The organism is Streptomyces phaeochromogenes (assembly GCF_001418655.1).
Classification (GTDB): domain Bacteria; phylum Actinomycetota; class Actinomycetes; order Streptomycetales; family Streptomycetaceae; genus Streptomyces; species Streptomyces phaeochromogenes.
Genome location: NZ_LIQZ01000116.1, coordinates 71277 through 97611 on the forward strand (window position 1 = coordinate 71277; position 26335 = coordinate 97611).

Here is a 26335-nt window from a genome sequence, read left to right on the forward strand (position 1 = left end):
GCACCAAAGGACTTGGAGACCGGATATGAGCGAGCACACCCTCACGGTGGCCGGGGTCGCCGTCGACACCCGGCACTGGATCGGCGGCCGGCGCGTCGCCTCCGCCGAGACGTTCACCGATGTCTCGCCGATCGACGGCAGCGTGATCGGCGAGATCTCCCGCGGTACGGCGCTGGAGGCCGCGGCAGCGGTGGCCGCCGCGAAGGCCGCCTTCCCCGCCTGGGCCGCCACCTCACGCGCCGAACGCGCTCGCATCCTGCACGCCGTCGCCGACGGCGTGGAGAAGCGGATCGAGGACCTCTCGATCGTCGAGACCACCGACAACGGCGCGCTGCTGCGCTCGCACCGGCGGGGCGTGATGCCCCGTGTCGCCCACAACTTCCGCTTCTTCGCCGACTGGCTGCTGAAGCTGGAGCACGAGGACTTCGAGACACGCGGTCACACGAATCACGTGAGCTGGGACCCGGCGGGCCCGTCCGTGCTGATCACCCCGTGGAACGCGCCGCTGATGCTGGCCACCTGGAAGGTCGCTCCTGCCCTGGCGGCCGGCAACACGGTCGTCCTCAAGCCCGCCGAGTGGTCCCCGCTGACCGCCTCCCTGCTCGCCGACATCGCGGCCGAGGCCGGGCTTCCCGCCGGGGTCCTCAACGTTGTCCAGGGGTACGGCTCGGAGATCGGCGATGCCCTCACCTCGCACCCGGACGTACGGCGGATCAGCTTCACCGGATCGGTGCCGACCGCCAGGCGCATCGCCGAGTCCGCCGCCGGCAACCTCACCCCGCTCAGCCTCGAACTCGGCGGCAAATCACCGCTGTTGGTCTTCGCCGACGCCGACCTCGATCTCGCCGTGGACCTCGCTGTCGAGCAGTACGACAACGCCGGCCAGGTCTGCCTCGCCGCCACCCGCTTCCTCGTCGAGGAGTCGGTCGCGGAGGAGTTCACGCGCCGGTTCGTCGAGAAGGCCGCGACGCTCACGCAGGGCGACCCGCGTCACGAGACCACGGACATCGGGCCCAACATCCACCCGCGCCAGCTGGAGAAGATCGACGCCTTCGTGCAGCGGGCGCTCGCGGCCGGAGCCCGTGCGGTCATCGGCGGACATCGCAAGGACACCCAGTACTACGCACCGACCCTGCTCACCGATGTCGCCCAGGACTCGGAGATCGTGCAGGAGGAGGTCTTCGGCCCGGTCCTGACCCTGCAGACCTTCAGCACCGAAGAGGAAGCCGTCCGCCTCGCCAACGACACCCGCTTCGGCCTGGCCGCCACCCTCGCCACGGCCGACGCCGAGCGCGCCGAGCGCGTCACCGCCCAGCTCGTCGCGGGGACGGTCTGGGTCAACTGCTTCTTCGTACGCGACCTCCAGGCACCCTTCGGCGGCTCCCGCCACTCCGGCGTGGGCCGCGAGGGCGGCACCTGGAGCTTCGACTTCTACTGCGACGTCAAGAACACGGTCACCGCACCGAACGGATGGAAGAACCATGGGTGAGATCGTCGGGGCGGGCCTCCTCGCCCATGTCCCCACCATCGTGCTCCCGGAGGAAGACCGGCTGGAACTCAACGAGGGCAAGGAGATCACCCTCGTCACCGGGCTCCGGCAACTCCGCAAGGACGTCTTCGAACGCGATGCCGCCAACGAATACGACACCGTGGTCGTCCTCGACTCGCACTGGGCGACGACGGTCGAGTTCGTCGTGACCGCCCAGCAGCGCCGCGCCGGCCTGTTCACCTCCGAGGAGCTGCCGCGCGGCATGTGCCGCATGCCGTACGACTTCCCAGGCGACCCCGAACTCGCCCACAACATAGAGAAGTTCGCCGACAAGCACGGCACCTGGATCACCGCGATCGAGGACGACTACCTGCCGATCTACTACGCCACCACCAACCTCTGGAAGTTCCTGGGGGAGGGGTTGCCCGACAAGCGGTGGGTGACCATCGGGGTCTGTCAGACCGGCGACATGGAGGACCACCTCCGCCTCGGCCGAGCCCTGGCGGACGGCATCGCCGCAACCCCCGGACGCCGCGTGCTGGTCATCGCCTCCGGCGCCCTCTCCCACACCTTCTGGCCGCTGCGCGAACTGCGCGACCACGAGGCCGGCGACCCGGTGCACATCTTCACGCCTCAGGCGCGCGAGGCGGACTACGAGCGCATCGCCTGGTTCAAGGAGGGCCGCCACGACAAGGTCCTGGACACCATGCCGGAGTTCTGGAAGTACAAGCCCGAGGCGAAGTTCTTCCACTACCTGATGATGGCCGGCGCCCTGGGCGAGCAGGCGTGCGTTGCCAAGGCCCGTCAGTACGGGGAGTACGAGAACTCGATCGGCACCGGTCAGGTGCATCTGTGGTTCGACCGTCCGGCCGATGGCTGGACCGGCACCGGCCTGCCCGAAGCCCCGTCCCCGCGCACCCCACACAGTCGCATCTAGCCGTATCCAGGAGCCCCGCCATGCCCGAGTACCGCCGCGTCCTCCTCGACGGCGCCGCCGTCCAGGTCACCGTCGAGGGTGACGAACTCGTCGCCGGAGACGGCCGCCGCGTGAAGACCGAGGAGGCGCACCACCTGCCCCCGGTCGTGCCCTCCAAGGTGATCGCCGTGCACCTCAACCACCGCAGCCGCGTGGACGAGTTCCAGATCCGGCTCACCCCGACGCCCACCTACTTCCACAAGCCGACCTCCTCCCTCAACTCCCACAAGGGCGCGATCGTCCGCCCCGAGGGCTGCAAGTGGCTCAACTACGAGGGCGAGGTCGCCATCGTCATCGGCAGGACCGCGCGCAACATCTCGCAGGCCGAGGCGGGGGAGTACATCGCCGGTTACACCGTTGCCAACGACTACGGCCTGCACGACTTCCGTGACACCGACGCCGGTTCGATGCTCCGCGTCAAGGGCTCGGACACGCTGTGCCCGCTCGGCCCCGGCCTGGTCACCGACTGGGACTTCCACGGCAAGTACCTGCGTACGTATGTCAACGGCGAAGTGGTGCAGGACGGTTCGACCGACGAGATGGAGTGGGACATGCACTACCTCGTCGCCGACATCGCCCGCACGATCACTCTCAACCCGGGCGATGTGCTGCTCTCCGGCACGCCCGCCAACTCCCGGCCCGTCCAGCCCGGCGACGTCGTCGAGGTCGAGGTCGAGGGCCTCGGACGGCTGACGAACCACATCGTCACCGGGCCGACCCCTGTCCGTACCGATGTCGGCGCCCAGCCCACGGAGTCCGAGGAGGTTCTGTCCACCGCGCTCGGCGGCGACTGGGAGTTCCGCGGCATCAGGGCGCCCAAGCGCTGATGCCGTCCACGAGACGGCCCCGCACCGGGACCGGCCCAGGAGGCCCCTCGGTGCGGCGCTGTGCGCACCCCGCCCCCGACCGGTCCGACGGGCCGCTCCGGCGTATGCCTGGCCACGAAAGCCGCCGGGTAGGGTCGCAGCCATGACCGAATCCGCCGATACTCCTGATGGCCGCAAGCCGCGCCGGCGCATGAACTACGGGGAGGGCCGGGAGGCTCTGCTCAACGCCGCCGTACGGGTCGTGGCGCAGGGCGGACTGCGCAAGCTCACCTACCGGGCGGTCGCGCAGGAGGCGGGGACCACCCACGGTCTTGTCGTCCACCACTTCGGCTCCCGTGACGCGCTGATCGAGGAGGCGCTCGCACACGCGATCCGCACCTCGCTGAACACCAGCGCGCTGGAGCCGGGCACCGGCAAGGTCGCGGACTTCTCGGTGGGAGTGTCCGACATGGTCACCGCCGATCCGGACATACAGGCCTTCCAGTACGAGCTGCTGCTGGAGTCCAGGCGCCGCCCCGAACTGCTGCCGCACCTGCGCGCGCTGTACGACGAGTACTTCGACGCCGGCGGGCGGGAGCTGGACCGCATGCTGCCCGAGGGGGCCGGCCGGCCGCTGACCCGGCTCGTCTTCGCGGCCCTGGACGGGCTCGTGCTGCACCAGCTCGTCTTCGGCGAGCCCGAGACCACCGATGCCGCGATCGAGGAGCTGCGCGGCCTGCTACGGCTGCTCGTCGCCGCCGGGCACGACACTCCGGAAGGCGATGTCTGACCCGCTGACCTGTGCGTTCCGTGGCCCTGGACGTCCGTCGTCCTGGGCCCGGGCGTTGCGCAGCGGTTACGGTCGAGTAAGGAACCTGGACGTGCCGGGGAATCTCTGAGCGACCCCTTGCCAAACGGATAGTTCCACCCCACTATGAGGCAACTCGTTTGGCCTGAAACGATTCCCTCTTCTCCCTGGCAGGTGATCCGAGTGGACAGTCAGACGGCGGTTGCGAACCAGACCGCGCCCGACGCCTCCACCGCAGGCAAGCTCAAGCCCAACTCGCTCGGCGTCATGGGCATCCTCTTCTTCGTCCTCTCCGCGCAGGCGCCGCTCACCGGGGTCGCGGGCGCGGTGCCCATCGCCGTGGCCATCGGCAACGGCGCCGGTGCTCCCGCGGCCTATCTGGCGGCCGGTGTGATCGTCCTGCTGTTCTCGGTCGGCTTCGTGGCCATGGGGCGGCACGTCGTGGACGCCGGCGCCTTCTACACGTACATCGGCAAGGGCCTCGGCAGGCACCTGGGGGCGGGCAGCGCGGGGATCGCGCTGTTCGCCTACTGTGCGATCCAGGCCGCCATGTACGGCCTCTACGGCGCCACCGTGAGTGGCCTGCTGGAGCACTACACGGGTGCGGACGTGCCCTGGTGGGTGTGTGCCGTGGTCACCATGGCGATCGTCCAGGTGCTGGGCGCCGTGGGCATCGAGATGGGCGCGAAGGTGCTGGCGGTCTTCGTGCTCGCGGAGTTCAGCATCCTGGCGGTCTTCGCGCTGGTCACCTTCTTCAAGGGGGGCGGGCCCGAGGGGCTCGGTGTCAGTCAGTCGTTCTCGCCGGGTGCGGCCCTCGACGGGGCGCCGGGTGTGGCGCTGATGTTCGCGGTGGCGTCGATGATCGGCTTCGAGGCCACCGCGATCTACGGCGAGGAGGCGCGCGAACCGCGCAGAACAGTGCCGCGGGCCACGTATCTGGCTGTCGCCCTCGTCACTGGCTTCTTCGCGTTCGCCTCCTGGATGCTGATCTCCTCGTACGGTGCCTCGAAGGCCACCGGCGCCGCGGGCAAGGCCCTGGAGGGCGGCGATTCGACGGCTTTCGTCTTCGCGCCGATCGCCGACCTGTTCGGCACCTGGGTGAACGACGTCCTGCCCATCCTGCTGGCCACCTCCCTGTTCGCCGGCATCCTCGCCTTCCACAACTCCGCCAACCGCTACCTGTTCTCGCTCAGCCGCGACGGACTGCTGCCCCGCGGGCTGTCGGCGATCAACCGCCGGCACTCGCCCGCCGTGGCCGGCTGGGTCCAGACGGCCATCGCGGTCGTTCTGGTCGTCCCCTTCGCGCTGGCCGGCAAGGACCCGGTCCTCGCCCTGTTCTCCTGGGGCAGCGGAGTGGCCGTCCTGGGGATCATGCTGCTGTACCTGCTCACCTCGCTCTCCGTGGTCGCCTTCTTCCGCCGCGAGCGGCTGGACACCCGGCCGTGGAACACGCTGATCGCCCCGGCCCTGGGTGCGCTCGGCATGGCCGGGGCGATCTGGCTGATCCTGGAGAACTTCACCACGCTCATCGGTGGCGAGCAGAGCACCGCCATCTGGCTGGAGCTGACTGTCCCGGCGGTCCTCGTCGCGGGAGTGGTGACGGCGCGGCTGACCCGCGGCAGGGTGGCGGCCGACGGCTGACGCGGCACGGCGGGCGGGGCCGGCAGTCGGCCCCGCCCGCTACTCGGTCCGGGAGGTCGGCCGGGTGTCGCAGTCCTCCCCGGCAGGCGGTCAGTCGGCCGAGCCGGCCACCCGGTCGAGGAACGCGTCGATCAGGCGGCGGGCGTTTGCCCGGGCAGGCAGCTCCAACTCCCGGCATCGGGCGAGCAGTTCGCCGGGGTCCACGCCGTGCTGTGCACACTGCTCCGCGCCGCCGAGGTCGAGCCAGTCGCGCACTATCCCGGTGGTGACCTCCGGGTGGAACTGCACCCCCAGACTGCGGCCGACCCGGAAGGCCTGCACGCACACGGCGTTGCGGGCCACCTCCACGGCTCCGGGCGGCGGGACACAGCGGTCGTAGTGCCACTGGAACCAGGGGCCGGTCCCCACCAGGGAAGGATCGTCCGTGTCGACCTCGACCCAGCCGATCTCGGGGCGCGGCGACGCCTCGACCGAACCCCCGAGCGCCGTGGTCAGCGCCTGGGCGCCGAAGCAGACGCCGAGGACCGGGATGCCGAGGTGGTGGGCCTTGCGCAGTAGTGCCAGCTCGCCGCCGATCCAGCTGCCGACGGCGGTCTCGTCGTACACCGACCACGGGGCGCCGAGTGACACGACCAGGTCCCAGCCGTCGGCCTCGGGGAAGTCGAACGTCACGTCGGGAGCCTGGTGGCGGTGCTCGGGTACGACGGTCAGAACGGTGAGGTCGTATCCGCGTTCCATGAGCCTGGCCCCGACCAGCCCGGGTTCCGTCACATGGTCGTGCTGAAGGACGAGTGCGCGCACGGTGTCGTTCCTTTCCCCGGGGCCCGCGGACCTGCCGGATCGATTCGGTGGGCGCTTGCGAGCGCTCCACACACACCCTATCGTTTGGATTCAAATAACCTCCAGGAGGTCCCCGCATGCTGGACGTCACCCACGAGGAGTGGCAGCGCCGCGCCAAGTCGCTGGACCTGTCCGGTGCCCATCACATCGACGGCGCCGACGAGGGCGGTGGCGGTGCGGTCTTCGCCGCCGTCTCGCCCCGTGACGGCCAGGTGCTGACCCAGGTCGCCGACGGGGGCACCGCCGAGGTGGACGCGGCCGTGGCCGCCGCCCGTCGTGCCTTCGACACCGGTCCGTGGCCGCGTCTGGCGCCTGCCGAGCGGGGTCGGGCGCTGCTGCGGATCGCCGATGTGCTCCAGGAGCGACGCGAGGAACTGGCGCTCACCGTCAGCCTGGAGATGGGCAAGCCCATCACGGACGCGCACGAGATCGAAATGCGTGCCCTCATCAACACCTTCCGCTGGTACGGGCAGTTGGCGGACAAGCTGACCGACGAGTCCCCGCACACCGCCGCGGACTCCCTCGCCCTGGTCACCCGGGAGCCGGCCGGGGTGGTCGGCGCGGTCGTTCCCTGGAACTTCCCTCTGACGCTGGCGGGTTGGAAGGTGGCCCCGGCGCTGGCCGCCGGCTGCACGGTCGTACTCAAGCCGTCGGAGAACTCACCCCTGTCCGCGCTGCTCCTCGGCCGGATCGCGACCGAGGCCGGGCTTCCCCTCGGCGTACTCAACGTGGTCAACGGCAACGGGCCCGTGGCGGGACGGGCGTTGGGCCTCCACCCCGACGTCGACGTCCTGGCCTTCACCGGCTCCACGGCCGTCGGACGCCACTTCCTGCGCTACGCCGCCGACTCCAACCTCAAGCGCGTCTGGCTGGAGCTGGGCGGCAAGTCGCCCAACATCATCCTCCCGGACGCCCCCGACCTCGAAAGGGCCGCCGCCACCGCCGCCTGGGGCATCTTCTTCAACCAGGGCGAGATGTGCACCGCCCCCTCCCGGCTGCTGGTCCACTCCTCGATCGCCGACCGCGTCACGGAGACGATCGTCCGACGCGCCCGCGAGCTGCGCATCGGCGACCCGCTCGACCCCACCACCGAGATGGGTGCCCTGGTCGGCGAGGACCACCTGGGGCGCGTACAGGACCACATCGGTACGGGTCTGGCCGAAGGCGCCCGCCTGCTCACGGGCGGCTCCCGCACCCTTGCCGACACCGGCGGCAGCTACCTGGAGCCGACCGTCTTCGACCACGTGGACCCCGGTATGAGGCTGGCCCGCGAGGAGATATTCGGCCCGGTGCTGTCCGTGCTCGCCTTCGACGACCTGGACGAGGCGGTACGGCTGGCCAACGCCACCGAGTACGGCCTCGCCGCCGGCCTGTGGACCTCGGACCTGTCCACCGCTCACACGGTCTCCCGGGCGCTGCGGGCGGGCACGGTGTGGGTCAACTGCTACGAGGAGGGCGACCTGACCGTCCCCTTCGGCGGCATGAAGCAGTCGGGCAACGGACGGGACAAGTCCGCCCACGCCCTGGAGAAGTACACCGAGCTCAAGACCACCTGGATCCAGCTGTGACCCGCACTCCTGCCACCCCTGTACGCCCCCTGATCGCCATCCCCGCCCGCTTCTCCGCGACGACCTCCGCGCTCCGGTACGCCGCCGAGGTCAACGCCCGCGCGCTGATCGAGGCCGTCTGGCGGGCCGGCGGCGAACCGGTGAGCATCCACCCCGCGTCCGGAGACGTCGCCTCCCGCCTGGCCCGCTTCGACGGCATCCTGCTCCCCGGCGGCGGAGACCTCGCCCCGCACCACTACGGCGCGCAAGGTGTTCACGCCAGCGTCTACGACGTCGACGACCTCCAGGACGCCTTCGACCTCGAAGTCGCCCGCCGGGCACTCGACGTGGGCATGCCTGTGCTGGCGGTCTGCCGCGGCCTTCAGGTCGTCAACGTCGCCCTCGGCGGCACCCTCGAACAGGACATGGGCGGCCCCGAGCGCGAACACCGGCACGTCGTGCACCCGGTGGCGATCCGACGCGGCACCCTGCTGGAGCAGGCCACCGGCGTGGAGAAGACGGAGGCGTCCTGCTACCACCATCAGCGGGTGGACCGCCCCGGTGCGGGACTCACGGTCAGCGCGCGTGCCGCCGACGGAACAGTCGAGGGACTCGAACACCCGGGCCTCCACGGATGGTTCACCGCCGTCCAGTGGCACCCGGAGGACACCGCACACGAAGACCCCACGCAGCAGGGCCTCTTCGACGCCCTGGTACGAGCTGCCCGGGACAGACACTGACCCCGCCAGCGCCGAAATGGACAACGTCCGCTCACCGAGCCGCCGGTCGATCTGCTGCGACAGGTGACCGAGGCTGGGCGGACCGAAAAGACTTTGCCGCACGAGTTCGACCAGGGCTCGCGCACCCCCCGGCCGAGTTGCCGGACTCCTCGCGGCCTTTCCGCGATGGAGCCTCAGCCCTTCGCGCGCCGCCCGCTGCGGCGCTGTGTCGGCTTGGCGCCGTCGAGGAGGGTCAGGCGACGTTCCTCACCATGCTCCTCGACCTGCCGCACCACCTGTCGTAGCCCTTCCGCGACGTCCCGGCACTCCTTGTCACTGAGCCGTGAGGCGACGAACGCCTCCTCCTGGTTGAACTCCGGGAACAGTCGCTGCATCAGCGCCTCGCCCTCCTCGGTGAGACTCAGCAGCACCAGCCTGCCGTCGGAAGGGTGACCGGTCCTCTTGACCAGCCCGCGCCCCTCCAGCGTCCGCGACACCCCGGTGAGCGTCCCCTTGGAGATCCCCGCCTCCTCCGCGATATGCCGGGTCTCGGACTCGCCCCAGATCCACACCACCCACAGCACGACGAACGCCGTCCAGGTCAGATCGGCGCCGCGCAGCACCGAGTTCTCCAGGTGCTGACGGACGGCCGACGCGGCGCGGTAGATGTTGGCGACCACCGCCATCTGCTCGCGGTGGATCAGTGTCCCCCCGAGCTTCGCCGCTGCCAGCTTCTCCGCTTCGGTGATGGACCGGTGGCCGGGCACAGGCATGCTCCTTTGATCGTTCGGAGCCAAATTGTACGAGAGTGAGAACAAGCTGCGGGGATTCCGGGACCCGGGTTCCAACTCTTGCAGCGGGCGCTGGTTGTGCGCTCGGTCTTCTCAGTCGGCGGTCAACCGCTCGACGAAGTGCTCCACGTCGTGCGGGGTGGGCTTCAGCACACCATCGCGTACGGCGAGGGCCGTGGCTTCGGCCCGTGAGGCACAGCCCGTCTTGCGGAGCAGGTGCTCGATGTGGCTGTGAACCGTCCGCGGGGACAGGAACAGCGCCTGCGCGACGGCCTGGTTGGTCTGGCCCCTGGCGGCCCGCGTGAGCACTTCCAGTTCGCGCGGACTGAGACCGTACGGCAGTCGCGTGGGCGTCTCGGACACGAGGACCGCCCTTCGTACGATCGGCGATCCTGTCGTGCACCGGCGCAGCATCACACGATTCCAGCCTTGGCCGGTCGGCCACAGGACCCGTAGTCGAAGGCCGCCCGAGTCGGCGAACGCGCTCACCAGACGGCGGAATTCGTCGTCGGCCAGAACTCCGGCAGGGTGCCGGTCCGGGAGGTCGATGACGCCCTCGGCCGTGACGAGGTTCGCTCCCGCGGCCGGCGGAAGGTCGTGCAGGTCACCGGTGTGGGCCGTCGGGTCGGCGAGCGCACCCAGCGCGGGCAGGATCGAGGCGAGCAGATGCCGCGCCTCCGTGTCGTACGTGCCTGATCCCTCGACGGACACGTTGACCAGGCCGACCAGACGGCCGCGGTGGCGCAGGGCTCCGGTGAGCGCGTCGCGGAACCCGGCCGGCCGAACCCGCTCGGCGTAGAACCAGCCGTTGCGGAAACGCTGCCCGACGGACGCCGTGTCCTCGGCGTCCTCGGTGATGGACGGCGGGAGTGTCTGCCGTACGACATTGGCGTACCACGGGGTCGAGACGAACTCGGCGGCCAGCGACTCGGATGTCGTGGGGGCGTAGCCGATGCCTGCGACCTGCAGGTGTGCTCCGGTGATCGGATCGATCGCGAGCAGGGTGGCGGCGTCGAGGGGCAGGGCGCGGCGGAGTTCGTGCAGCGCCTGGGTGCAGGCCGAAGCGGTGTCGCGTTCGCGGGTGAGCATTCCGATGCGGGTCGCTGCCGCGAGCTGATGGTGGCTGACCATGAGGGCCTCCGGGAAGCCGCGACCACGGATGTCGTTTGATCCCTAACGATATGCGTTTCGGGTGGGCCGGACAAGGAGTTCGCCGTTTCGTGACCGGGTTCCCGCTGGTCTGCCGGGCCTCACCGACAGTCGGTATTTCTACGGATGGCGGGGTCGGGACACCTGGGTCTTTCCTGTTCGCCACAGCCGGATGCCCGACGCAGCCGTTTCGGGCCGCATCCTCACGGAGAGTCCCGCCATGACCAGAACCCCGTACCCTTCCCCGGCCACGCGCCGGCAGTTCCTGGCTCTCTCCGGCGGTGTTCTCGCCGCTACCGGGCTGGCCGCCGCGGGCTGCTCCGCCCCGGACGACGGCGCGAGCACGGCCGATCCCGCCGGCGCTTCGGCGGGGTCGAGGACCCTCACCAGGATCGGCCTGGACTATCCCTTCACCCAGCTCCCGCTCTACTCGACGCTCGTGAAACTCTCCACGGCCGCCGCGAAGAAGCACGACGTCTCCCTGCTGACCACGAGCGACGCGAGCAACCCCGACACTCAGGCCACCAATCTCGCAACGTGGGTCACTCAGAAGATCCCGGCCATCGTGTCGTTCCCGATGGTTTTCGAGGCCACCGAGGCGACTGCCAAGAGGGCGTTGGACGCGGGGCTGATCTGGGTGACGTACGGCGGATCGCTGGAACACCAGAGCGCGGACATCCAGTTCAGCTTCCTCGAGGGCGGCACGTTGCTCGGGGAGGCCGCCGCGAAGTGGGCCAACGAGGAGCTCGGCGGAAAGGGCAAGATCGCCTTCCTCACCGACAGCACGATCCAGCTCGGCCGCGAGCGAACCAAGGGCATGATCGACGCCTTCACCAAGAACGCGCCCGGCGTCGACGTGGTTGCCCGGGAGCAGGCCATCGACCCCGACACCGGACTGTCGAAGTCCCGCGCCGTCCTCGCCAAGCACCCCGACCTCAATCTCATTCTCGGGGTCACGGACGCCGCCGCGTACGGCGGCTTCAAGGCGCTGCAGCAGACGGGCCGGAAGGCGACCGACGCCAAGACCTTCGTCGGCGGGCAGGACGGAGCCGCCCCCTCCCTCCTCGCCGTCAAGAAGGGCACGTTCTACCGCGCCTCGGCCGCACTGGCCCCGAAGGACATCGCGAACGCCGTCGTCGACGTGCCCCTCGCGGTTGCCGCGGGAAAGGCGAATCCCAGTGTCCAGGTGCCGATCACGCTCGTCGGGCGCGGCGACACCGCGAGGATCGACGACCTGCTCGCGCAGAACTCCTAGGCGCCCGCCGTGACGGATCCGAATCTCCGCATACGCGGGCTGAGCAAGTCCTTCGGCGGCGTCAGGGCCCTGGACGGCGTGGATCTCACCGTCCCGGCCGGTCAGGTGCACGCTCTCCTCGGCCACAACGGCGCCGGAAAATCCACCTTGATCAAGTGCCTGGGCGGCGCGTTTCCGCCGGACGCGGGCACGATCGAAGTGGGCGGGATCTCCCATGCGCGGCTGAGTCCGCGCGAGTCGATCGCCGCGGGCGTGGCGATCATCTTCCAGTCACTCAGCGTCGTCGACTCCCTGACGGTGGCCGAGAACATCTTCCTCGGCCAGGAGTGGACCCGGTACGGCACCGTTCACCGCCGCGCCCAGGAGGAAGTGGCGGCCGGTCTGCTGGAGCGGGTCGCGGCGAGCTGCTCGCCACGTGACCGGGTGGGTGAACTGCCCATGGGGCAACGGCAGTTGGTCGAGATCGCCAAGGCCCTCAGCCGCAGCGCCTCGGTGCTGGTCCTGGACGAGCCCACCGCCGCCCTGTCCGGGGCCGAGAGCGGCGCCCTGGCCGAACGGGTCGAGGACCTGCGCACCCAGGGTCTGGCCATCGTCTACGTCACCCATCTGCTCGCCGAGGTGGAACGGTTGGCGGACGCGGTGACGGTGTTGCGGGACGGCAGGGTCGCCCATCACTCGACAGTGTCGGGGTGCACGAGGAGCGAGTTGGTCGACGTCATTGTCGGTCGACCGGAACCCGTTCCGAACGGCTCAGCAGAGGACGGGACAGCCGACAGTCTCGGGACGACCGGTGGCACCGTGGCTGGGACCGCCATCGGCGCCACCGCGGTTTCGCGAGCCCCTCGGCTCACAGCGGACGGGCTCCGTGGCCCCGGGTTCGGTCCCGTGGAGATCGGCGTCGGCGAGGGCGAGATCGTCGGACTGTACGGGCTGATCGGCTCAGGTCGTACACGCATCCTGGAGACCCTCTTCGGCGGGCGCCGGGCCTCGGGCGGAACGGTACGGGTGGGGGAGCGGGTCGTCACGCCCGCACGTCCCGCGGACGCGCTGGCCGCGGGGATCGCCCTCGTACCGGCGGACCGGCGCAGACAGGGTCTGTTCCCGGTGCTGAGCGCCCAGGACAACGCGCTCCTGCCGACGATCCGTCCGCTCGCCCGGTACGGGCTACGTGCACTGGGCGCCGAACGGCGGGTCTTCGACGCGATGTCCCAGGCGGTCGGGCTGAGCCCCGCCCGGCCGCGACTGCCGGCGGCCGCCTTCTCCGGCGGCAACCAGCAGAAGCTCGTCCTGGGCCGGTGGATCAACGAGGCTCGCAGCGTCGACGTCCTGCTGCTCGACGAGCCCACCCAGGGTGTCGACGTCGGCGCCCGGCAGGAGATCTATCAGGTCGTCTCGGCGCTCGCCGAACAGCGGGGCACCGCCGTGCTGTTCGCCTCCAGTGACCCGGAGGAGGTCGTCGCGCTCGCACACCGATGTCTGATCGTCTCCGCAGGCCGCGTCGTGGGCGAACTGAACGGCGCCGAACTCACCGAAGCAGCCCTGCTGTCGGCCGTCCACGACGCCGACGACCCCGCCTCCACGACCTCGGAAGGAGCGGCATGACCACCGCGACCACGGCCCCGACCAACCGCCTGACACCGGGCCCGCGCGCCCTGGCCGGAGGCGGCCTGAACTCGGTGCGGCGCAATCCCCTGCTCGTCGTCCTCGCCCTCATGGTGCTGGTCTTCCAGCTGACGACCGGCAGTTTCCTCGACCCCGGCAACCTGCGAGGGATCGCCATCGACGCGGCCACCCTCGCCATCGTGGCCGTGCCACTGGCCTTGTTGGTCATCAGTGGCTACCTCGATCTCTCGGTCGGCTCCACGCTCGCCGTCGGCGGACTCGTGGCCGGCTGGTTCGCCGGACAGCAGCACCAGTCGCCCGTCGTCGCCGTGCTCGGCGCGCTGGCCGCGGGTGCGGCGGTGGGCGCTGTGAACGGCATCCTGTGCTGCTACCTGGGGCTGTCCGCCTTCATCGTGACGCTGGGCATGCTGACAGCGGTGCGCGGACTGGCACAGCAGCTTTTCCCACTGCCACTGAGCAGCTTCGGGTCCGGTTTCGCCTGGCTCGGTGGATCGCGGATCGCCGGGATCGACGCGCCGGTCGTCATCGCCGTGCTCGTCCTCGTGGCGGGCGCGCTGTTCCTGGCGCTCACCCCGGCCGGGCGGCACGTCTTCGCCATCGGCGTCAACCGGGAGGCCGCCTACCTCTCCGGCATCAACATCCGCCGGACGCCCTTCGCGCTGTTCGTCGTCACGGGCGTGGCGGCGGCCCTTGCCGGGGCGATCAAGGCGTCGGTGCTGGACAGCGTGGTCGCCGGGACCTCGGGTGCGGGCTTCGAACTGACCGTACTCACCGCCGTACTGCTGGGCGGCGTCGCGCTCACCGGTGGCTCCGGTTCCGTCTTCGGTGTCCTGCTCGGCGTGCTCTTCCTGGGTTGTCTGCAGAACGGACTGACACTGCTGAGCGTGCCGACGTTCTGGCAGCAGATGGCCCAGGGCACCGCCCTGGTGGCAGGCGCGGCACTCGCCTACTTCGGCCCGCGGCTGACGCGGTGACCCCCACTCCGAGAGGACTCACGTGAACGACAACGCCCCCTCCCTCATCCTGACCGGCGGTCAGGTCCTCACCGTGGACGACGACTTCGGCGTGGCCGAGGGCGTGGCCGTACGCGGCCGGGACATTGTTGCCGTCGGCAGCGACGCCGAGATGCGCGCCATGGCAGGACCCGGCACCCGGGTCGTCGAACTCGACGGCCGGACCGTCCTGCCGGGCATCAACGACTCCCACCTGCACGGGGCCGCGTACGGCATGACGAAGCCGCCGTTCGCCCTCGACGTCGGCCACCCGTCGGTCGGGTCGATCGCCGACATCGCCGCTGCCGTGGAGCGGGCGGCCGGCGCGGCGCGGCCCGGCGAGTGGATCATCGGACTGGGCTGGGACGCCGGGTATCTGACGGAGTGCCTGGCCGACCCGGACCGCTTCCCGCACCGCCGGGACCTGGACGCGGTCGCTCCGCGGAACCCGGTCTGTCTGACCCACTTCTCCTCGCATCTCGTGTGGGTCAACAGCGCCGCGCTGCGCCTGTGCGGCATCGACGCGGCAAGTGTGCCGCCCCCCGGCGGCGTCATCGACACCGACTCCGCGGGGGAACCCACCGGCATCCTCCGCGAAGCCGCCCAGGAGCTCGTACAGGCCGAACTGCCTTCGCCCGACGCCGGTCAACGCCGCCGCGCCATCCAGAGCGTGGTGCGTGAACTGCACTCACGTGGCATCACCAGCTACACCGAACCGGGCCTCGGCCCGGGCGGGGCCACGTCCCTCTTCGGCGGGCTGAGCACCGACAACTGGACCGCCTACGCCGACCTCGCCGCGAGCGGCGAACTCCAGTCCCGGGTCAGCGTCCTGCTGCTGCCCGCGCCGATCGGCGGCTCGGCCGACGACGTGCGCAAGGGTCTGGCCGAGCTGCGGCGCCCCGAGTCCGCGGACCCACGCCTCCTGAACGCCATCGGCGTCAAGATCTTCGCCGACGGGGTGCCGCCCAACCGCACGGCCTTGATGAGCGAGCCGTACGCCGACGGCGGCAACGGCGCGCTGTGCGTGCACGGAGACACCCCCGGGCTCCGGAGCGACGAGTTGTCCGAGATGATCCGCGTCGCCCACGAGGCGGGCTTCCAACTCGGCGTACACGTCACCGGCGACCTGGCCATCGACACGGTGGTCGACGCCTTCCTCGCGGCGAACGCCGCTGTGCCGCGTCCGGATGCCCGGCACTACGTCATCCACGGCGACTTCGTCGGTGCGGCCAGCCTCGCAAGGCTCGCCGCGCACGGCTACGGCGTCAACATGAACCCTGCCATCAAATGGACCATCTCCGACCTGATGGACGAGGTCGTCGGCCCCGACCGCTCCGCCTACCAGTGGCCCGTACGGTCCGCCGTCGAGGCCGGAGTCACGGTCTGCGCCAGCTCCGACGCACCGATCACCGAGCCCGACTGGCGGCAGGGAGTGGCCGCGATGATGCTGCGGGAGTCGAAGGCCAGCGGTCGGCCGAGCGGGCCCGAGCAGTGTGTGTCGTTCGCCGAGGCCGTGCGCGCCTACACGATCAACCCGGCCTGTCAGGACTTCGCCGAGGACTGGAAGGGGTCCATCGAGGTTGGCAAGGTCGCCGACCTGTGCGTACTGGACCGCCCGCTGCTGGACCTGGACCCGCACTCGATCACGGACGCAGAGGTGGACCTGACGGTGTTCGACGGGCGAGTCGTTCACGAGCGCTGCTCTCCCTGACCTCGGCTGCCCACTCCTCCCCAACAAGTTTGGGATCAAACGATATGCTGGCCTTCTACCGTCAGGCGCAAGCGAAGGATGCTCACGATGATCGACACGCCACGCATGCTGCTGGTCCTGAGTGAGAACTGGACCCTGACCGGCGGCCGGGCCGACCTGCCCGCCGCCGTGCGGTGGGCCCGCGAGGCCGAAGAGGCCGGCTTCGACTCCGTCATGGTCAGCGAGCACGTCGTGCTGGGCCCGGACGCGGCCGCCGACGGCATCATGGGCAACCCCCGCGACTACGCCCTCCCGGGGAACCAGGACCCGTACACGCCCTGGCCGAACTCACTGCTCCTGCTGTCCGCCATCGCCTCCGTCACCGAACGCCTGCGCCTGGCCGCCGCCGCGGTGCTGGCACCCCTGCGCCATCCTCTGCTGATGGCCCGGGAGCTGGGCACTCTCGATCTGATCAGTGAGGGTCGGTTGCTGGTGCAGCCGACGGTCAGTTGGAGCAAGGACGAGTACGACGCCCTCGGTGTCCCCTTCGGCAGGCGCGGGCGGCTGCTCGACGAGCACCTCGACGTCTGGGCGAAGGCCTGGGGACCATCCCCGATTTCCCACGAGAGCGAGCACTACCCGTTCCGGGACGTCTACTTCGAGCCCAAGGCATTCCGGCCCGAGGGCCCGAGGCTGTGGTTCGGCGGTCAGCGCCTCAACGGCCCCGTCCTGCGCCGGCTCGTACAGTACGGCCACGGCTTCCATCCGCTGGGCCGACCGACGTCGCAGGACGTACAGGTGCTCAAGGACGCCATGGCCGCGGCAGGCCGGGACGTCGCCGAGATCGAGATGATCGGGGGTACCCAGGCCGTGTTTCCCGACGACGACTCCACGGCGGACCTCGGCGCGGCGCTCGCGAGCATCCCGGAACAGCTGGAACAGGGCTTCACGACGTTCTGCGTCAAGCCCAACCAGTTCATCGACGACCCGGACGCGATCGGCGCGTTCTGTCGTGACGTGATGCGCCGGGTGAACGCTCTGACTGCTTGATGCCGGGGGTGGACCGCGTGATCATCGGGGGTTGTGTGGACTCCTGAAGCTCGTGCGGTGGCCGCGGGCCGGTTCGGACGGGTGGAGCCCCGGGCGACCGCCCGCGCCTACCTGCTCGCGCCGCTGTCGGGTGCCGAGTGGAAGAAACTGCTGGAGGCCGGCCGAACAGGCCGGCCCGGCCCGGGACACGCGGCTGTCTCCCCGACGGCCCGCTCGATCCGGTCCTCGGGACCTGCTCCCGCCCCAATGCTCGTCAGCGTCGCCCGGCCAGTGCCTGGTCGGCGTTGGCCAGTTGAGTACGCATGTCCTTCTTGACGGCGGTCAGCTCCCGTTGCTTCGCAGCTATCGCTCGCCGCTGGTACGCCGCGTCGACCGACGACCAGACGCCGATGACGTTCGTCTCCCGTTTGCAGGCCACGTCCGTGCTCGCGAGTGTGAGCTCGGCCGGGCCGGCCGTCGGACCGTTGAACTTGAGGTCCTTGCCGGGCGCTCGGGTCGGGTCGGCGTAGGTGTAGTCGTTGTTGTGCCGCTCCATGCACCGTGACCAGGCACGGAAGACCGCCACCACACGAGGATCGCGTTGTGAGTCACGGTAACTGCCGATGTTGACCGCGCCGACGAGCTCCCGGTTTCCCAGCTTCTGTGGGTCCCCCGACAGCGCCTTTGTGGCCTCGCCCTGGCAACCGCCCGCAGGGAGCCGACGACCGCGCGAGTCAGCGCCCGCCGGTGTGCCGTCCTGATTCAACCCGCGCAGAACGAGCATTGCCTCCCGCCCCGGCTGCGGCCCCGTGGGCTTGTCCTTGACCTGCGGCGGCACCGAGCCGGGAACCGGGTGGTAGCCGTAGCGTGCTGCCTTGGCCGCGTCCGTGATGCCGTACCGGTGTGCCGTGTTGGCCGGGTTCAGCGTGCCCGTCTCCGGGATGGGACCGGTGGGGGCGGGCCAGGAATGGCCGAAGCGCCGCATGCACGACTCGGTCAGCACCGCCTTGGCCCGGAACAGGCGCCCGACCTGGCGATCGGTGAACAAGTAGGGCTCGACGGGCAGTACCAGGGAACTGACGTCGAGCATTTTCGGCACTGCGACGACGGGAAGCGGCCCGGAAGCCGTCGGTGTTCCGGACGGAGCGGGCGTCGGCGTCGACTCCGCCGCCTGCCCCTGCGCGCACCCCGCCGTGACGGCGAGCAGGATGATGGCTGCCCCGAGACGCCTGGTCCTGTGAGTTCGTCGCGCCGGCATGTTGTCGTATCCCTTCCGGGGGGACAGGTGCGGGGGCCCGCTCGCCAGTGCGCGGGCGGGCCGGACACGCATCAGGCGCGGTACCAGGCGAGCGAGGCGTTGTTGTTCTGTACTCCGGAGTTCAGCGCGCGGGCCTCTCCGGGCCAGAAGTCGTCGTAGGGAGCGTTGCTGCCGGAGTTCTGCCACTCGTTGTAGAAGATGCGGGCCCTGTAGATCTCATTGTTGTTCCAGGCGCGGTACACGTTGTTCTTCACCCTCTGGCCCTGGCCCTCACCAGCGGCTGTGAAAGTGTCCGTCCCGAAGTTATTGACCCAGTTCCAGTACGTGCTGTAGGAGCTGTTGCTGGAGGCGCTGTAGTAGAGGTAGAGCTGGCCGTCCCAGTCGGCAGTCCCGACCGGGGCGGGCGCGGCTGCGGGTTCCCCCTTTGCGGCAGCCGGCGCGGTGGCCAGGACGGTGCTACCGGCGATCAGTGCTGCGGCGACCGCGATGGATCCCACCACACGACGTGCAGTTGTCACGATGCTCCTCCGTTGGCGTACGGATTGGCGTACGGAACGGGGTGGCGCTCCGGCAGCAGTCAGCCGCCTGCGCGAGCCTCCCCCGTGTTGATCGGCCCTGAGACTAGGCCGGGCGCGGCACCGCACGGTCCTGACAGGTGTCAGGGCCGTGCTGCTGTCGGGACCGTCCGGTCCTCCACCACAGCGAGGGGTGGGTGGGCCTACGCCCGCGGCTCGAGCCGCAGCACGACCGCCGGTCGCCGACCGCCGACCGCCTGGACAGAGGCGGACGTGGCCCGCGAGGCTGTCAACGCCCACGGCTTTCGGGGGTGTGGACATGATGGAGTCGAGCGAGCCGACCGCTATGACGTCCACTGCCGCCCGGTGGCGGCGGCGTTGCCTCGTGGCGATCATGCCCCAGGGCAGCCGTGTGCACTGTGATGTCGAAGCGGACCTGACTCGCACCGCCGCCGGTAACGGCTGCGCGGTGGACGGGCTCTCCAACGCGGGTGCGACGCTGGGGGAGGGGGCTTCACCACCTTGGCGTACGCACGGTCGCCCTGCTTTCCGCCTGCGTGCAATGCCGTCACTGCCCGCCATCGTGACCGCTCCACAACTGCTCTATCTGTTGCGCAGCTTCAGCTGTGGATCATCGACATCAGCAGCTGGTGGGTTTCGCCGTCGGCGGCCACAACAAGTCCGCGGCCTGCCTGTCCGATCGGGGCGCCGTCGATACCCGTGACCAGGCAGCCGGCTGCCTGGCACAGAGCGATGCCGGCAGCGAAATGCACACTCCCAGACAGGTCGCCGCCATCCGTGACGTATGCGGCGCGCTTGCCGGCGGCGACCCAGGCCAATGCCAGAGTCGTGGACACAACCCGGGGCCGGAACCGTTCCACGAATCGGTGCTGGGCCAGCAAGTTCACGGCCCGGAAGCCGGGCGCGCTGGGGAACGGCGGATCCAGATTGACATCCACGAGTTGGGTGGCGGACGTGGGCGCCAGCTGGGCATCGCCACCCTTGTGTCGTACCCAGGCGGTCTCACCATCGGTGAAGAAGACCTCGCCGCTGAACGGGTCGGCCACTGCGGCCGCACCGCTGCGCAGCGCCACGTTGACGGCCACGAGCATGTTGCCGACGGCGTAGTTCAGCGTGCCGCACAGGGGATCCACCAGCCACTGGCGCGCGGCCCCTGCGGCACCCTGCTGTCCGCTTTCTTCGCCAAGCACACCGTCATCGGGCCGAGCAGCGTGGATGACGCTGAGGATCATCTTCTCGGCATCAACATCGGCGGCGGTGGCGAAGTCCCCGGCACCCTTGTCGGTGCGGGCGAGCCGCTGGCCGTAAAGGTTGCGTACTACGTCCGCGCCGGCACGTGCCGCAGCTATCGCGACCTCAGCATCGCCAAGGCCCGCATACGAGTTGATCATGTCACGCAGGATATCGGCGGCCGAGGCTCAGATCTTCGCCTGCCAGACCCATCCCGATGCCGCAATCGAGCGTGCCGCTATGCTCCGCGACCACTCCTCAAGATCTGTGCCACAACCCGGAACTCCGAGACAGCGTCCTCCGGAGAACCGGGCGTTGCCGAGCCTCCAAGTGAACTCGACAAACGGAGCGGCGGCTACCTGCGCAGGGCAGGGCCCAGACCTGACCTACCAGGTTGCGGCGTCTTGTATTTTCGCTGCTCAGCCTCACGGCCAGCTTCTATTGCCTGCGTCCCGCGGGGCATCCGGGCGACACCGGAGGTAAACGGGCGTCATCCTGATCACCGCGCACCTCGATCACACTCGGAAAGACCGCCAAACCGTTGGTGGCCCGGCCAGAACCCGCGAAAGAGCGCTGGTCGGGACGCTGGCGGCCGGGTCGGGTAACCCTCATTGCTCTCCCTGCTGCCCATGCGTGGCACTACACGTGGCAACACCGGTCAGGATTCAAGAAGCGCCGGTCACAGATGCGCGGCTAGCGTGAATGTCATGACCTCAATCGATTTCCTCACCCTCGAGGTGGCCGACCCCGCGGCTGCCGAGCGCTTCTACACGGATGCCTTCGGGCTGGGCAAACAGGTACGTCTGCGGGCCTCGGAGGAGCCGACGTCCGGCTTCCGCGGGTTCACGGTGTCGCTCGTGGTCTCCCAGCCGTCGATCGTCAACGGCTTCTTCGGCGCCGCCCTGGCCGCCGGCGCCACCGAGCTGAAGCCCGCCAAGAAGTCGTTGTGGGGCTACGGCGGCGTCGTACAGGCCCCGGACGGGACGGTCTGGCAGCTCGCGAGCTCGTCGAAGAAGGACACCGGCCCGGACAGCCGGCACATCGACGAGATCGTTGTCCTGCTGGGTGTCTCGGACATGGCCGCGACCAAGCAGTTCTACGTCGACCGGGGCCTCACGGTCGCGAAGAGCTTCGGCAGCAAGTACGTCGAGTTCGACGGTTCGGCGAGTGCCGTCAAGCTGTCGCTGTACGGACGTCGCGGCCTGGCCAAGGTCGCCGGAGTCACGCCGGAGGGCAGCGGCTCCCACCGTCTGACCATCGGCGGCGGCGAAGAGGCCTTCACCGACCCGGACGGGTTCTTGTGGGAGCCCGCAGCGGCATGAGGTTCCGGCGGCGGACGGCCGCCGCGGAACCGGACGTCAGCTCTCCTGGCCCGCTCCCGTGAGAGCCGCTCGGGCCCGTGCTGCGCGTACGGCCGCGGACAGGGTGGCGATGTCGTAGGCGCCGTGATGGCGACGGCCGTTGACGAAGAACGTGGGGGTGCCGGACACCCCGCTGAGGTCGGCGGACTCCACGTCCGCGGCAACGCGGGCGGCACCCGTACCGGCTCTCAGGTCCGCGCTGAAGCGGTCGATGTCGAGACCGACCTCCTCGGCGTAACGGAGCAGATCCTCCGGCCGCAGCTCTCCCTGATGACGCATCATCTGCTCGTGCATCTCCCAGTAGCTGTTCTGGCGGGCTGCGGCCTCGGCGGCTTCCGCGGCGAGCTGGGCGCCCGGGTGCACGTCGGTGAGCGGCAGATGCCGCCATACGTAGCGCACGTCCCCGAAGTCGGCGAGCAGCTCGCGCACCACGGGCTCGGCCAGCCCGCAGTAGGGGCACTCGAAGTCCCCGTACTCCAGCAGGGTCACGGGTGCGTCCAGGGGGCCGCGTACGTGGTCGCGGTCCATGTCGACGGGATCGCTGAGGTCGACGATCGTGCGGCCGGTGCCGAGGAGGGCGCGGGCACGGGAGGGCCGCGGCAGGGCGCCGATCACTGCGGTGACCAGCCAGGTGAGGAGGAAGGCGCAGAGGACCGCGGCCAGGATGCCGATCTTCGCCTGTTCCAGCTCGTCCCCGTCGAAGGCGAGGGTGGCGATCAGCAAGGACACGGTGAAGCCCACCCCGGCCAGGGTGCCGCCGGCCGTGATGGCGCCCCAGCCGACCGGCGGGCGCAGGCGCCCACCGCTGACGCGTGTCGTGAGCCATGTCGCGCCGAAGATGCCCAGCGGCTTGCCGAGGACATAGCCGAACAGGATGCCGAGGGTGACCGGCGAGGTGAAGGCATCGGCCAACTGACCGGCGCTCAGCGTGATGCCCGCGTTGGCGAGGGCGAACAGCGGCACGATCACATAGCTCGTCCAAGGGTGCAGCATCCGCTGGAGGCGGTCGTTGGGGGAGAGCGTCGAGGCGATCTGACGCCGCACCGAGCGCCCGAGTTCGGGGGTCGGCTGTTCGCGGAAGCGTCTGAACAGCCTGCTGGCATGTTCCAGGTCTCGGCGCTCCGCCGGCCGGGCATAGGTCAGCAGACCCATCACAAGGCCGGTCACCACCGGGTCCACCCCGGACTTCAGGAGTGCCACCCAGATCGCCGTGCCCAGCAGCGCGTACAGCGCGGGGATTCGCATGCCGAGGGTGCGTCGCACCAGCAGAACGACGGCGAAGAGCGCGAGCGCGGTCAGCAGCGGCGGCAGGGAGATGGCTCCGCTGTAGGCGAAGGCGATGACGGCCAGGGCCAGGAAGTCGTCGACGACGGCGACCGTGAGGATGAAGACCCGAAGGCTGCCGGGCAGCCGACTCCCGAAGACGGCGAGCATGCCCAGCGCGAAGGCCGTGTCCGTCGACATGGCGGCACCCCAGCCGTGCACGGAGTCCTCGCCCGCGTTGACGGACAGGTAGATCGCGACGGGTACGAGCATGCCGCTGAGCCCGGCGAGCAGCGGCAGGGTGATCCGTCGACGTTCCCGCAGCTCGCCCATGTCGAACTCGCGGCGTGCCTCCAGTCCGACGACGAAGAAGAACAACGTCATCAGCCCGCTGTTCAGCCACTCGCGCAGGTCCAGCGACACAGAGCTCGATCCGATACGGACCGACAACTCGGTTCCCCACAGCGCCTCGTACGAACCGGCGGCGATGTTGGCCCAGACGAGGGCGGCGAGGGCGCCGAGGAGCAGCACCGAGGCACTGCCGGTCTCCGTCCGCAGGAAGGCATTCAGGGGGCCGCGTGTGTCCTGGCCGCAGACGGTCTGTCCCGATGGGCCCGACGGGGGTGAGGTCTCAGCTGGCACGGTCACCCCACAAGTCTGACCCCACTCAACATGCGGCACCCGACGAAGCGCCGACGGCCGCCACCGCCGGCCCTGTCAGTCGTGTGCGGCCGTGACGCGGCGGGCGACGTGGTTCGTCCAGCGAAGGTTGGGTTCGTCCGGAGTGCAACCTGGCCCGCAGTCGCTGCTGCCGGTCCCGTCGACCACCGAACTCCCGAACACGACGATCGTGCCGCTGACGGCGGGGCTGTGTACCTCGAACACGAACATGGACAGGGACATCGCGACTCGTCCTGCGCGCGGGTCTCCGGCTCCGTGCCGTCGCTCCATAGCTCGCCCCGGGCGGAACCGCGGACCGCGGGGCCGGCCCGCGCCGGAGACCCCGCGACTCAGGAAGTGCGGGCCACTCCCACGTAGATACCGCTGCCTTCGGCTTCCTGCTCCTTGCCCGAGGGAGCCCACTCCGTCGCGGTGACCAGACCGGGCGCAACGAGGTCGAGGCCGTCGAAGAAGCGCTCCACCTCGGCACGGGTACGGAAGCCGAGCCGGATGCCGCCCTTGGCGTACTCGGCGGTGACCTGCGCGGCAAGTTCGGGATAGAGGTCGGAGGCGGCGTGCGAAAGCACCAGGTAGCTGCCCGGCGGCAGGGTGGCGACGAGATCGCGGACTATGGCGTGCGCGTCCTGCTCGTCGGGGACGAAGTGCATCAGCGCGATCAGCGACAGCGCGATCGGGCGGCTGAAGTCGAGAATGCGCTGGGCGTGCTCGACGATCCCCTGCGGCTGCCGGACATCGGCCTCGATGTAGTCGGTGACGCCTCCGGGCTGGCTGACCAGCAACGCCTCGGCATGCCGCAGGACGATCGGGTCGTTGTCGGCATAGACGACCTTCGCCGTCGGCACTATGTCCTGAACGATCTGATGGAGGTTGGGCTCGGTGGGGATCCCCGTCCCGATGTCCAGGAACTGGTCGATGCCCTGCGTGGCGAGCCAGGCAGCCGCCCGGTGCATGAACTGGCGGTTCTGCCGCGCCGCGTCCCTGGCCTCGGGCGGTAGCTTTTCACCCACGGCCTCGTCGACCGGATAGTTGTCCTTGCCGCCCAGCAGCCAGTCGTAGACCCGCGCGGGATGCGCCTTGTCGGTGACGATCTTTGAGAACTGTTGTGGGCCGGTCGGCATGACAACTCCGTAGCGTCCGTGGCTCCATGTGGATGGGTCAGGTCGAGTACTCGAAGTGCCCTGATGGAGTAGATCATGTGCTCCGCGCGAGAGGGAAGAGCCTCCCGGCGCCCAGGTGGCCGGTCTGTCGAGGGGCTCCGCGGGACGGCGTGGAGAGCCCCTGCGTCGCCTCCGCCGCGTCCGATGTGCGCCACGTCTCATCCGCCGGTTGTGACACGGGACGCGCGGCCGGTGTCTCCATGCCGAGTCCATTACTCGTGGGAGACACAGGGAGACATGATGAACGGGAATGTGCAGGTGGTCGTGGTCGGCGGCGGGTACGGGGGCGTGACGGCGGCCAATCGCCTGGCTCGGCGCGATGGCGTGTCGGTGACCCTGGTCAACCCACGCCCCGAATTCGTCGAGCGGATCCGTCTGCATCAGCTCGTGACCGGCTCCGACGACGCGGTCGAGAGCTTCGGTGAGGTTCTGGGTGGGAAGGTCCGGCTGGTGGTCGACACCGCGACGCGGATCGACCCTGCCGAGCGCCGGGTGTCGCTGGAGGGCGGCGGCACGGTCTCGTACGACTACCTCGTCTACGCCGTGGGCAGCGGCGCCTCGGATCCCGGCGTGCCCGGAGCGGCCGAGTTCGCTCATTCGGTGTCGGACATCGAGGGGGCGGAACGGCTGCGGTCGGCGCTGGCCGCGGCGCCCGTGACGGCTCCGCTGACCGTGGTCGGGGCGGGCCCGACCGGTCTGGAGACCGCCGCCGAGCTGGCGGAACAGGGGCGCAGGGTCACCCTGGTCTGCGGCGACGTGCTCGGTCCCTCGCTGCATGCCCGGGGTCGCCGCCCGGTCGCCCGTCGGCTCGCCGGTCTGGGGGTGACCGTCCTCGAAGGTCCCCGTACGCGGGTGACGGAAGTGACGCGGGACGCCGTACGGCTCGATGACGGCCGGGAGCTGCCCAGTGCGGTGACGATCTGGACCGCGGGATTCCGTGTCCCGGACCTGGCCGCCCGCAGCGGGCTGCGCACCGACGCCGAGGGCCGCCTGCTCACCGACGCGACGTTGACCAGCGTGGACGACGTACGCATCGTCGCCGCCGGGGACGCGGCGGCGATGACGGGCCTGCCGTTCCGGATGAGCTGCCAGGCCGCCGTGCAGCTGGGCCCGGCAGCCGCCGCCACGATTCTGCGCCGGATCGCGGGGAAGACACCCGCTCCCGTCCGGATGTGGTTCGCCGGACAGTGCCTGAGCCTCGGCCGGGACGAGGGCGTCACCCAGTTCTCCTACCCGAACGACAGGGTGAACGCGCTCCACATCGGCGGGCGGCCGGGTGCGGGCGTCAAGGAGATCGCCTGCAAGTTCACCCTCAACAAGCTGGTGTCCGGGGCACGCAAGGCCGGCGCCCGCACTGCCCACGGCGACGACACCGACCGCCCGGAGACGCCTGGGCCGGAACACCGCACGACACCGTCCGGCACCGGACGCGCGGCCTAGCCGCCAGGCCCCCTGCTCCGGCCGGACCGACCGGTCCGGCCGGAGCAGGGGGCG

General features: G+C 70.0%; 23 protein-coding genes and 1 pseudogene. 15 read left to right on the forward strand and 9 right to left on the reverse strand.

The window, feature by feature from the left end:
- Nucleotides 1-25 precede the first annotated feature (25 nt).
- From AOK17_RS16725 to AOK17_RS16745, 5 genes are all read left to right on the forward strand, one after another.
- A complete protein-coding gene (locus tag AOK17_RS16725; protein WP_055613264.1) occupies nucleotides 26-1489 on the forward strand; it encodes an aldehyde dehydrogenase in 1464 nt (487 codons plus the stop codon).
- Entirely contained in the window at nucleotides 1482-2426 is a 945-nt protein-coding gene (locus AOK17_RS16730; protein ID WP_055613265.1) for a 3,4-dihydroxyphenylacetate 2,3-dioxygenase, read from the forward strand. The genes AOK17_RS16725 and AOK17_RS16730 overlap by 8 nt, the downstream gene beginning before the upstream one ends.
- Before the next feature lie 20 nt (nucleotides 2427-2446).
- A complete protein-coding gene (locus tag AOK17_RS16735) occupies nucleotides 2447-3292 on the forward strand; it encodes a fumarylacetoacetate hydrolase family protein (RefSeq protein WP_055613266.1) in 846 nt (281 codons plus the stop codon).
- 142 nt (nucleotides 3293-3434) lie between these two features.
- Entirely contained in the window at nucleotides 3435-4061 is a 627-nt protein-coding gene (locus AOK17_RS16740) for a TetR/AcrR family transcriptional regulator (RefSeq protein WP_055613267.1), read from the forward strand.
- 201 nt (nucleotides 4062-4262) lie between these two features.
- Nucleotides 4263-5720 carry an APC family permease gene (locus AOK17_RS16745; RefSeq protein ID WP_055613268.1) on the forward strand — a complete coding sequence of 486 codons (1458 nt, stop codon included), beginning with the start codon at nucleotides 4263-4265 and terminating at the stop codon, nucleotides 5718-5720.
- A gap of 90 nt (nucleotides 5721-5810) precedes the next feature.
- On the opposite strand, the gene AOK17_RS16750 is transcribed toward AOK17_RS16745, so the two are convergent.
- Entirely contained in the window at nucleotides 5811-6521 is a 711-nt protein-coding gene (locus AOK17_RS16750; protein ID WP_055613269.1) for a type 1 glutamine amidotransferase, read from the reverse strand.
- A 116-nt stretch (nucleotides 6522-6637) separates the two neighbouring features.
- Here AOK17_RS16750 and AOK17_RS16755 point away from each other — a divergent pair, with 116 nt between their 5' ends.
- Nucleotides 6638-8128 (forward strand): aldehyde dehydrogenase, encoded by a 1491-nt coding sequence (locus AOK17_RS16755; RefSeq protein WP_055613270.1) that lies wholly within the window; start codon nucleotides 6638-6640, stop codon nucleotides 8126-8128.
- Entirely contained in the window at nucleotides 8125-8847 is a 723-nt protein-coding gene (locus AOK17_RS16760; protein ID WP_055613271.1) for a gamma-glutamyl-gamma-aminobutyrate hydrolase family protein, read from the forward strand. The genes AOK17_RS16755 and AOK17_RS16760 overlap by 4 nt, the downstream gene beginning before the upstream one ends.
- Before the next feature lie 173 nt (nucleotides 8848-9020).
- Here the strand turns inward: AOK17_RS16760 and AOK17_RS16765 are convergent, their stop codons facing one another.
- Nucleotides 9021-9593 carry a MarR family winged helix-turn-helix transcriptional regulator gene (locus AOK17_RS16765; RefSeq protein WP_055613272.1) on the reverse strand — a complete coding sequence of 191 codons (573 nt, stop codon included), beginning with the start codon at nucleotides 9591-9593 and terminating at the stop codon, nucleotides 9021-9023.
- Nucleotides 9594-9710: 117 nt separating this feature from the next.
- Nucleotides 9711-10748, reverse strand: coding sequence for a helix-turn-helix transcriptional regulator (locus tag AOK17_RS16770; RefSeq protein WP_055613273.1), 1038 nt, complete (start codon nucleotides 10746-10748; stop codon nucleotides 9711-9713).
- Nucleotides 10749-10986: 238 nt separating this feature from the next.
- Here AOK17_RS16770 and AOK17_RS16775 point away from each other — a divergent pair, with 238 nt between their 5' ends.
- The 6 genes and pseudogenes from AOK17_RS16775 to AOK17_RS53965 all read left to right on the forward strand — a co-directional run.
- Nucleotides 10987-12021: a sugar ABC transporter substrate-binding protein gene (locus AOK17_RS16775; RefSeq protein WP_055613274.1), complete on the forward strand. Its 1035-nt coding sequence runs from the start codon at nucleotides 10987-10989 to the stop codon at nucleotides 12019-12021.
- A 9-nt stretch (nucleotides 12022-12030) separates the two neighbouring features.
- Nucleotides 12031-13623, forward strand: a complete 1593-nt coding sequence (locus tag AOK17_RS16780; protein WP_055613275.1) for a sugar ABC transporter ATP-binding protein — start codon at nucleotides 12031-12033, stop codon at nucleotides 13621-13623.
- On the forward strand, nucleotides 13620-14618 hold the full coding sequence (locus tag AOK17_RS16785) for an ABC transporter permease (protein ID WP_055613276.1): 999 nt from the start codon (nucleotides 13620-13622) through the stop codon (nucleotides 14616-14618). The genes AOK17_RS16780 and AOK17_RS16785 overlap by 4 nt, the downstream gene beginning before the upstream one ends.
- A gap of 22 nt (nucleotides 14619-14640) precedes the next feature.
- Nucleotides 14641-16347: an amidohydrolase gene (locus tag AOK17_RS16790; protein WP_055613277.1), complete on the forward strand. Its 1707-nt coding sequence runs from the start codon at nucleotides 14641-14643 to the stop codon at nucleotides 16345-16347.
- 87 nt (nucleotides 16348-16434) lie between these two features.
- Entirely contained in the window at nucleotides 16435-17376 is a 942-nt protein-coding gene (locus AOK17_RS16795; protein ID WP_079053067.1) for a TIGR03619 family F420-dependent LLM class oxidoreductase, read from the forward strand.
- Between the two features lie 57 nt (nucleotides 17377-17433).
- Nucleotides 17434-17560 (forward strand): annotated as a pseudogene (locus AOK17_RS53965) (IS701 family transposase); the annotation flags it as partial.
- A 69-nt stretch (nucleotides 17561-17629) separates the two neighbouring features.
- Here the strand turns inward: AOK17_RS53965 and AOK17_RS16800 are convergent.
- The 3 genes from AOK17_RS16800 to AOK17_RS16810 form a co-directional block, all read right to left on the reverse strand.
- Complete coding sequence (locus tag AOK17_RS16800; protein WP_245697196.1) at nucleotides 17630-18445, reverse strand: hypothetical protein; 816 nt, start codon at nucleotides 18443-18445, stop codon at nucleotides 17630-17632.
- A 239-nt stretch (nucleotides 18446-18684) separates the two neighbouring features.
- The gene (locus AOK17_RS16805; RefSeq protein ID WP_055613279.1) at nucleotides 18685-19131 is read right to left on the reverse strand and encodes a hypothetical protein; all 447 of its coding nucleotides are present in this window, start codon (nucleotides 19129-19131) and stop codon (nucleotides 18685-18687) included.
- A 617-nt stretch (nucleotides 19132-19748) separates the two neighbouring features.
- Nucleotides 19749-20540, reverse strand: coding sequence for an inositol monophosphatase family protein (locus tag AOK17_RS16810; RefSeq protein WP_055613280.1), 792 nt, complete (start codon nucleotides 20538-20540; stop codon nucleotides 19749-19751).
- Between the two features lie 546 nt (nucleotides 20541-21086).
- Between AOK17_RS16810 and AOK17_RS16815 the strand changes: the two genes are divergently transcribed.
- A complete protein-coding gene (locus tag AOK17_RS16815) occupies nucleotides 21087-21701 on the forward strand; it encodes a VOC family protein (RefSeq protein WP_055613281.1) in 615 nt (204 codons plus the stop codon).
- A 36-nt stretch (nucleotides 21702-21737) separates the two neighbouring features.
- On the opposite strand, the gene nhaA is transcribed toward AOK17_RS16815, so the two are convergent.
- From nhaA to AOK17_RS16830, 3 genes are all read right to left on the reverse strand, one after another.
- On the reverse strand, nucleotides 21738-23645 hold the full coding sequence (gene nhaA / locus AOK17_RS16820) for a Na+/H+ antiporter NhaA (RefSeq protein ID WP_079053068.1): 1908 nt from the start codon (nucleotides 23643-23645) through the stop codon (nucleotides 21738-21740).
- A gap of 75 nt (nucleotides 23646-23720) precedes the next feature.
- Nucleotides 23721-23906 carry a hypothetical protein gene (locus AOK17_RS16825; RefSeq protein ID WP_055613283.1) on the reverse strand — a complete coding sequence of 62 codons (186 nt, stop codon included), beginning with the start codon at nucleotides 23904-23906 and terminating at the stop codon, nucleotides 23721-23723.
- A gap of 107 nt (nucleotides 23907-24013) precedes the next feature.
- Entirely contained in the window at nucleotides 24014-24802 is a 789-nt protein-coding gene (locus tag AOK17_RS16830; protein WP_055613284.1) for an SAM-dependent methyltransferase, read from the reverse strand.
- A gap of 279 nt (nucleotides 24803-25081) precedes the next feature.
- Between AOK17_RS16830 and AOK17_RS16835 the strand changes: the two genes are divergently transcribed.
- Complete coding sequence (locus tag AOK17_RS16835; RefSeq protein ID WP_079053069.1) at nucleotides 25082-26281, forward strand: NAD(P)/FAD-dependent oxidoreductase; 1200 nt, start codon at nucleotides 25082-25084, stop codon at nucleotides 26279-26281.
- Nucleotides 26282-26335 lie beyond the last annotated feature (54 nt).

What these genes read in the sequence shown, in the direction of transcription:
- AOK17_RS16755 (WP_055613270.1), top strand. Translation starts at nt 6,638, where the DNA reads ATGCTGGACGTCACCCACGAGGAGTGGCAGCGCCGCGCCAAGTCGCTG.
- AOK17_RS16810 (WP_055613280.1), bottom strand. Translation starts at nt 20,540, where the DNA reads ATGATCAACTCGTATGCGGGCCTTGGCGATGCTGAGGTCGCGATAGCT.
- AOK17_RS16740 (WP_055613267.1), top strand. Translation starts at nt 3,435, where the DNA reads ATGACCGAATCCGCCGATACTCCTGATGGCCGCAAGCCGCGCCGGCGC.
- AOK17_RS16735 (WP_055613266.1), top strand. Translation starts at nt 2,447, where the DNA reads ATGCCCGAGTACCGCCGCGTCCTCCTCGACGGCGCCGCCGTCCAGGTC.
- AOK17_RS16795 (WP_079053067.1), top strand. Translation starts at nt 16,435, where the DNA reads ATGATCGACACGCCACGCATGCTGCTGGTCCTGAGTGAGAACTGGACC.
- AOK17_RS16770 (WP_055613273.1), bottom strand. Translation starts at nt 10,748, where the DNA reads ATGGTCAGCCACCATCAGCTCGCGGCAGCGACCCGCATCGGAATGCTC.
- AOK17_RS16815 (WP_055613281.1), top strand. Translation starts at nt 21,087, where the DNA reads ATGACCTCAATCGATTTCCTCACCCTCGAGGTGGCCGACCCCGCGGCT.
- AOK17_RS16825 (WP_055613283.1), bottom strand. Translation starts at nt 23,906, where the DNA reads ATGTCCCTGTCCATGTTCGTGTTCGAGGTACACAGCCCCGCCGTCAGC.
- AOK17_RS16775 (WP_055613274.1), top strand. Translation starts at nt 10,987, where the DNA reads ATGACCAGAACCCCGTACCCTTCCCCGGCCACGCGCCGGCAGTTCCTG.
- AOK17_RS16800 (WP_245697196.1), bottom strand. Translation starts at nt 18,445, where the DNA reads ATGCTCGACGTCAGTTCCCTGGTACTGCCCGTCGAGCCCTACTTGTTC.
- AOK17_RS16725 (WP_055613264.1), top strand. Translation starts at nt 26, where the DNA reads ATGAGCGAGCACACCCTCACGGTGGCCGGGGTCGCCGTCGACACCCGG.
- AOK17_RS16835 (WP_079053069.1), top strand. Translation starts at nt 25,082, where the DNA reads ATGAACGGGAATGTGCAGGTGGTCGTGGTCGGCGGCGGGTACGGGGGC.
- AOK17_RS16830 (WP_055613284.1), bottom strand. Translation starts at nt 24,802, where the DNA reads ATGCCGACCGGCCCACAACAGTTCTCAAAGATCGTCACCGACAAGGCG.
- AOK17_RS16785 (WP_055613276.1), top strand. Translation starts at nt 13,620, where the DNA reads ATGACCACCGCGACCACGGCCCCGACCAACCGCCTGACACCGGGCCCG.
- AOK17_RS16730 (WP_055613265.1), top strand. Translation starts at nt 1,482, where the DNA reads ATGGGTGAGATCGTCGGGGCGGGCCTCCTCGCCCATGTCCCCACCATC.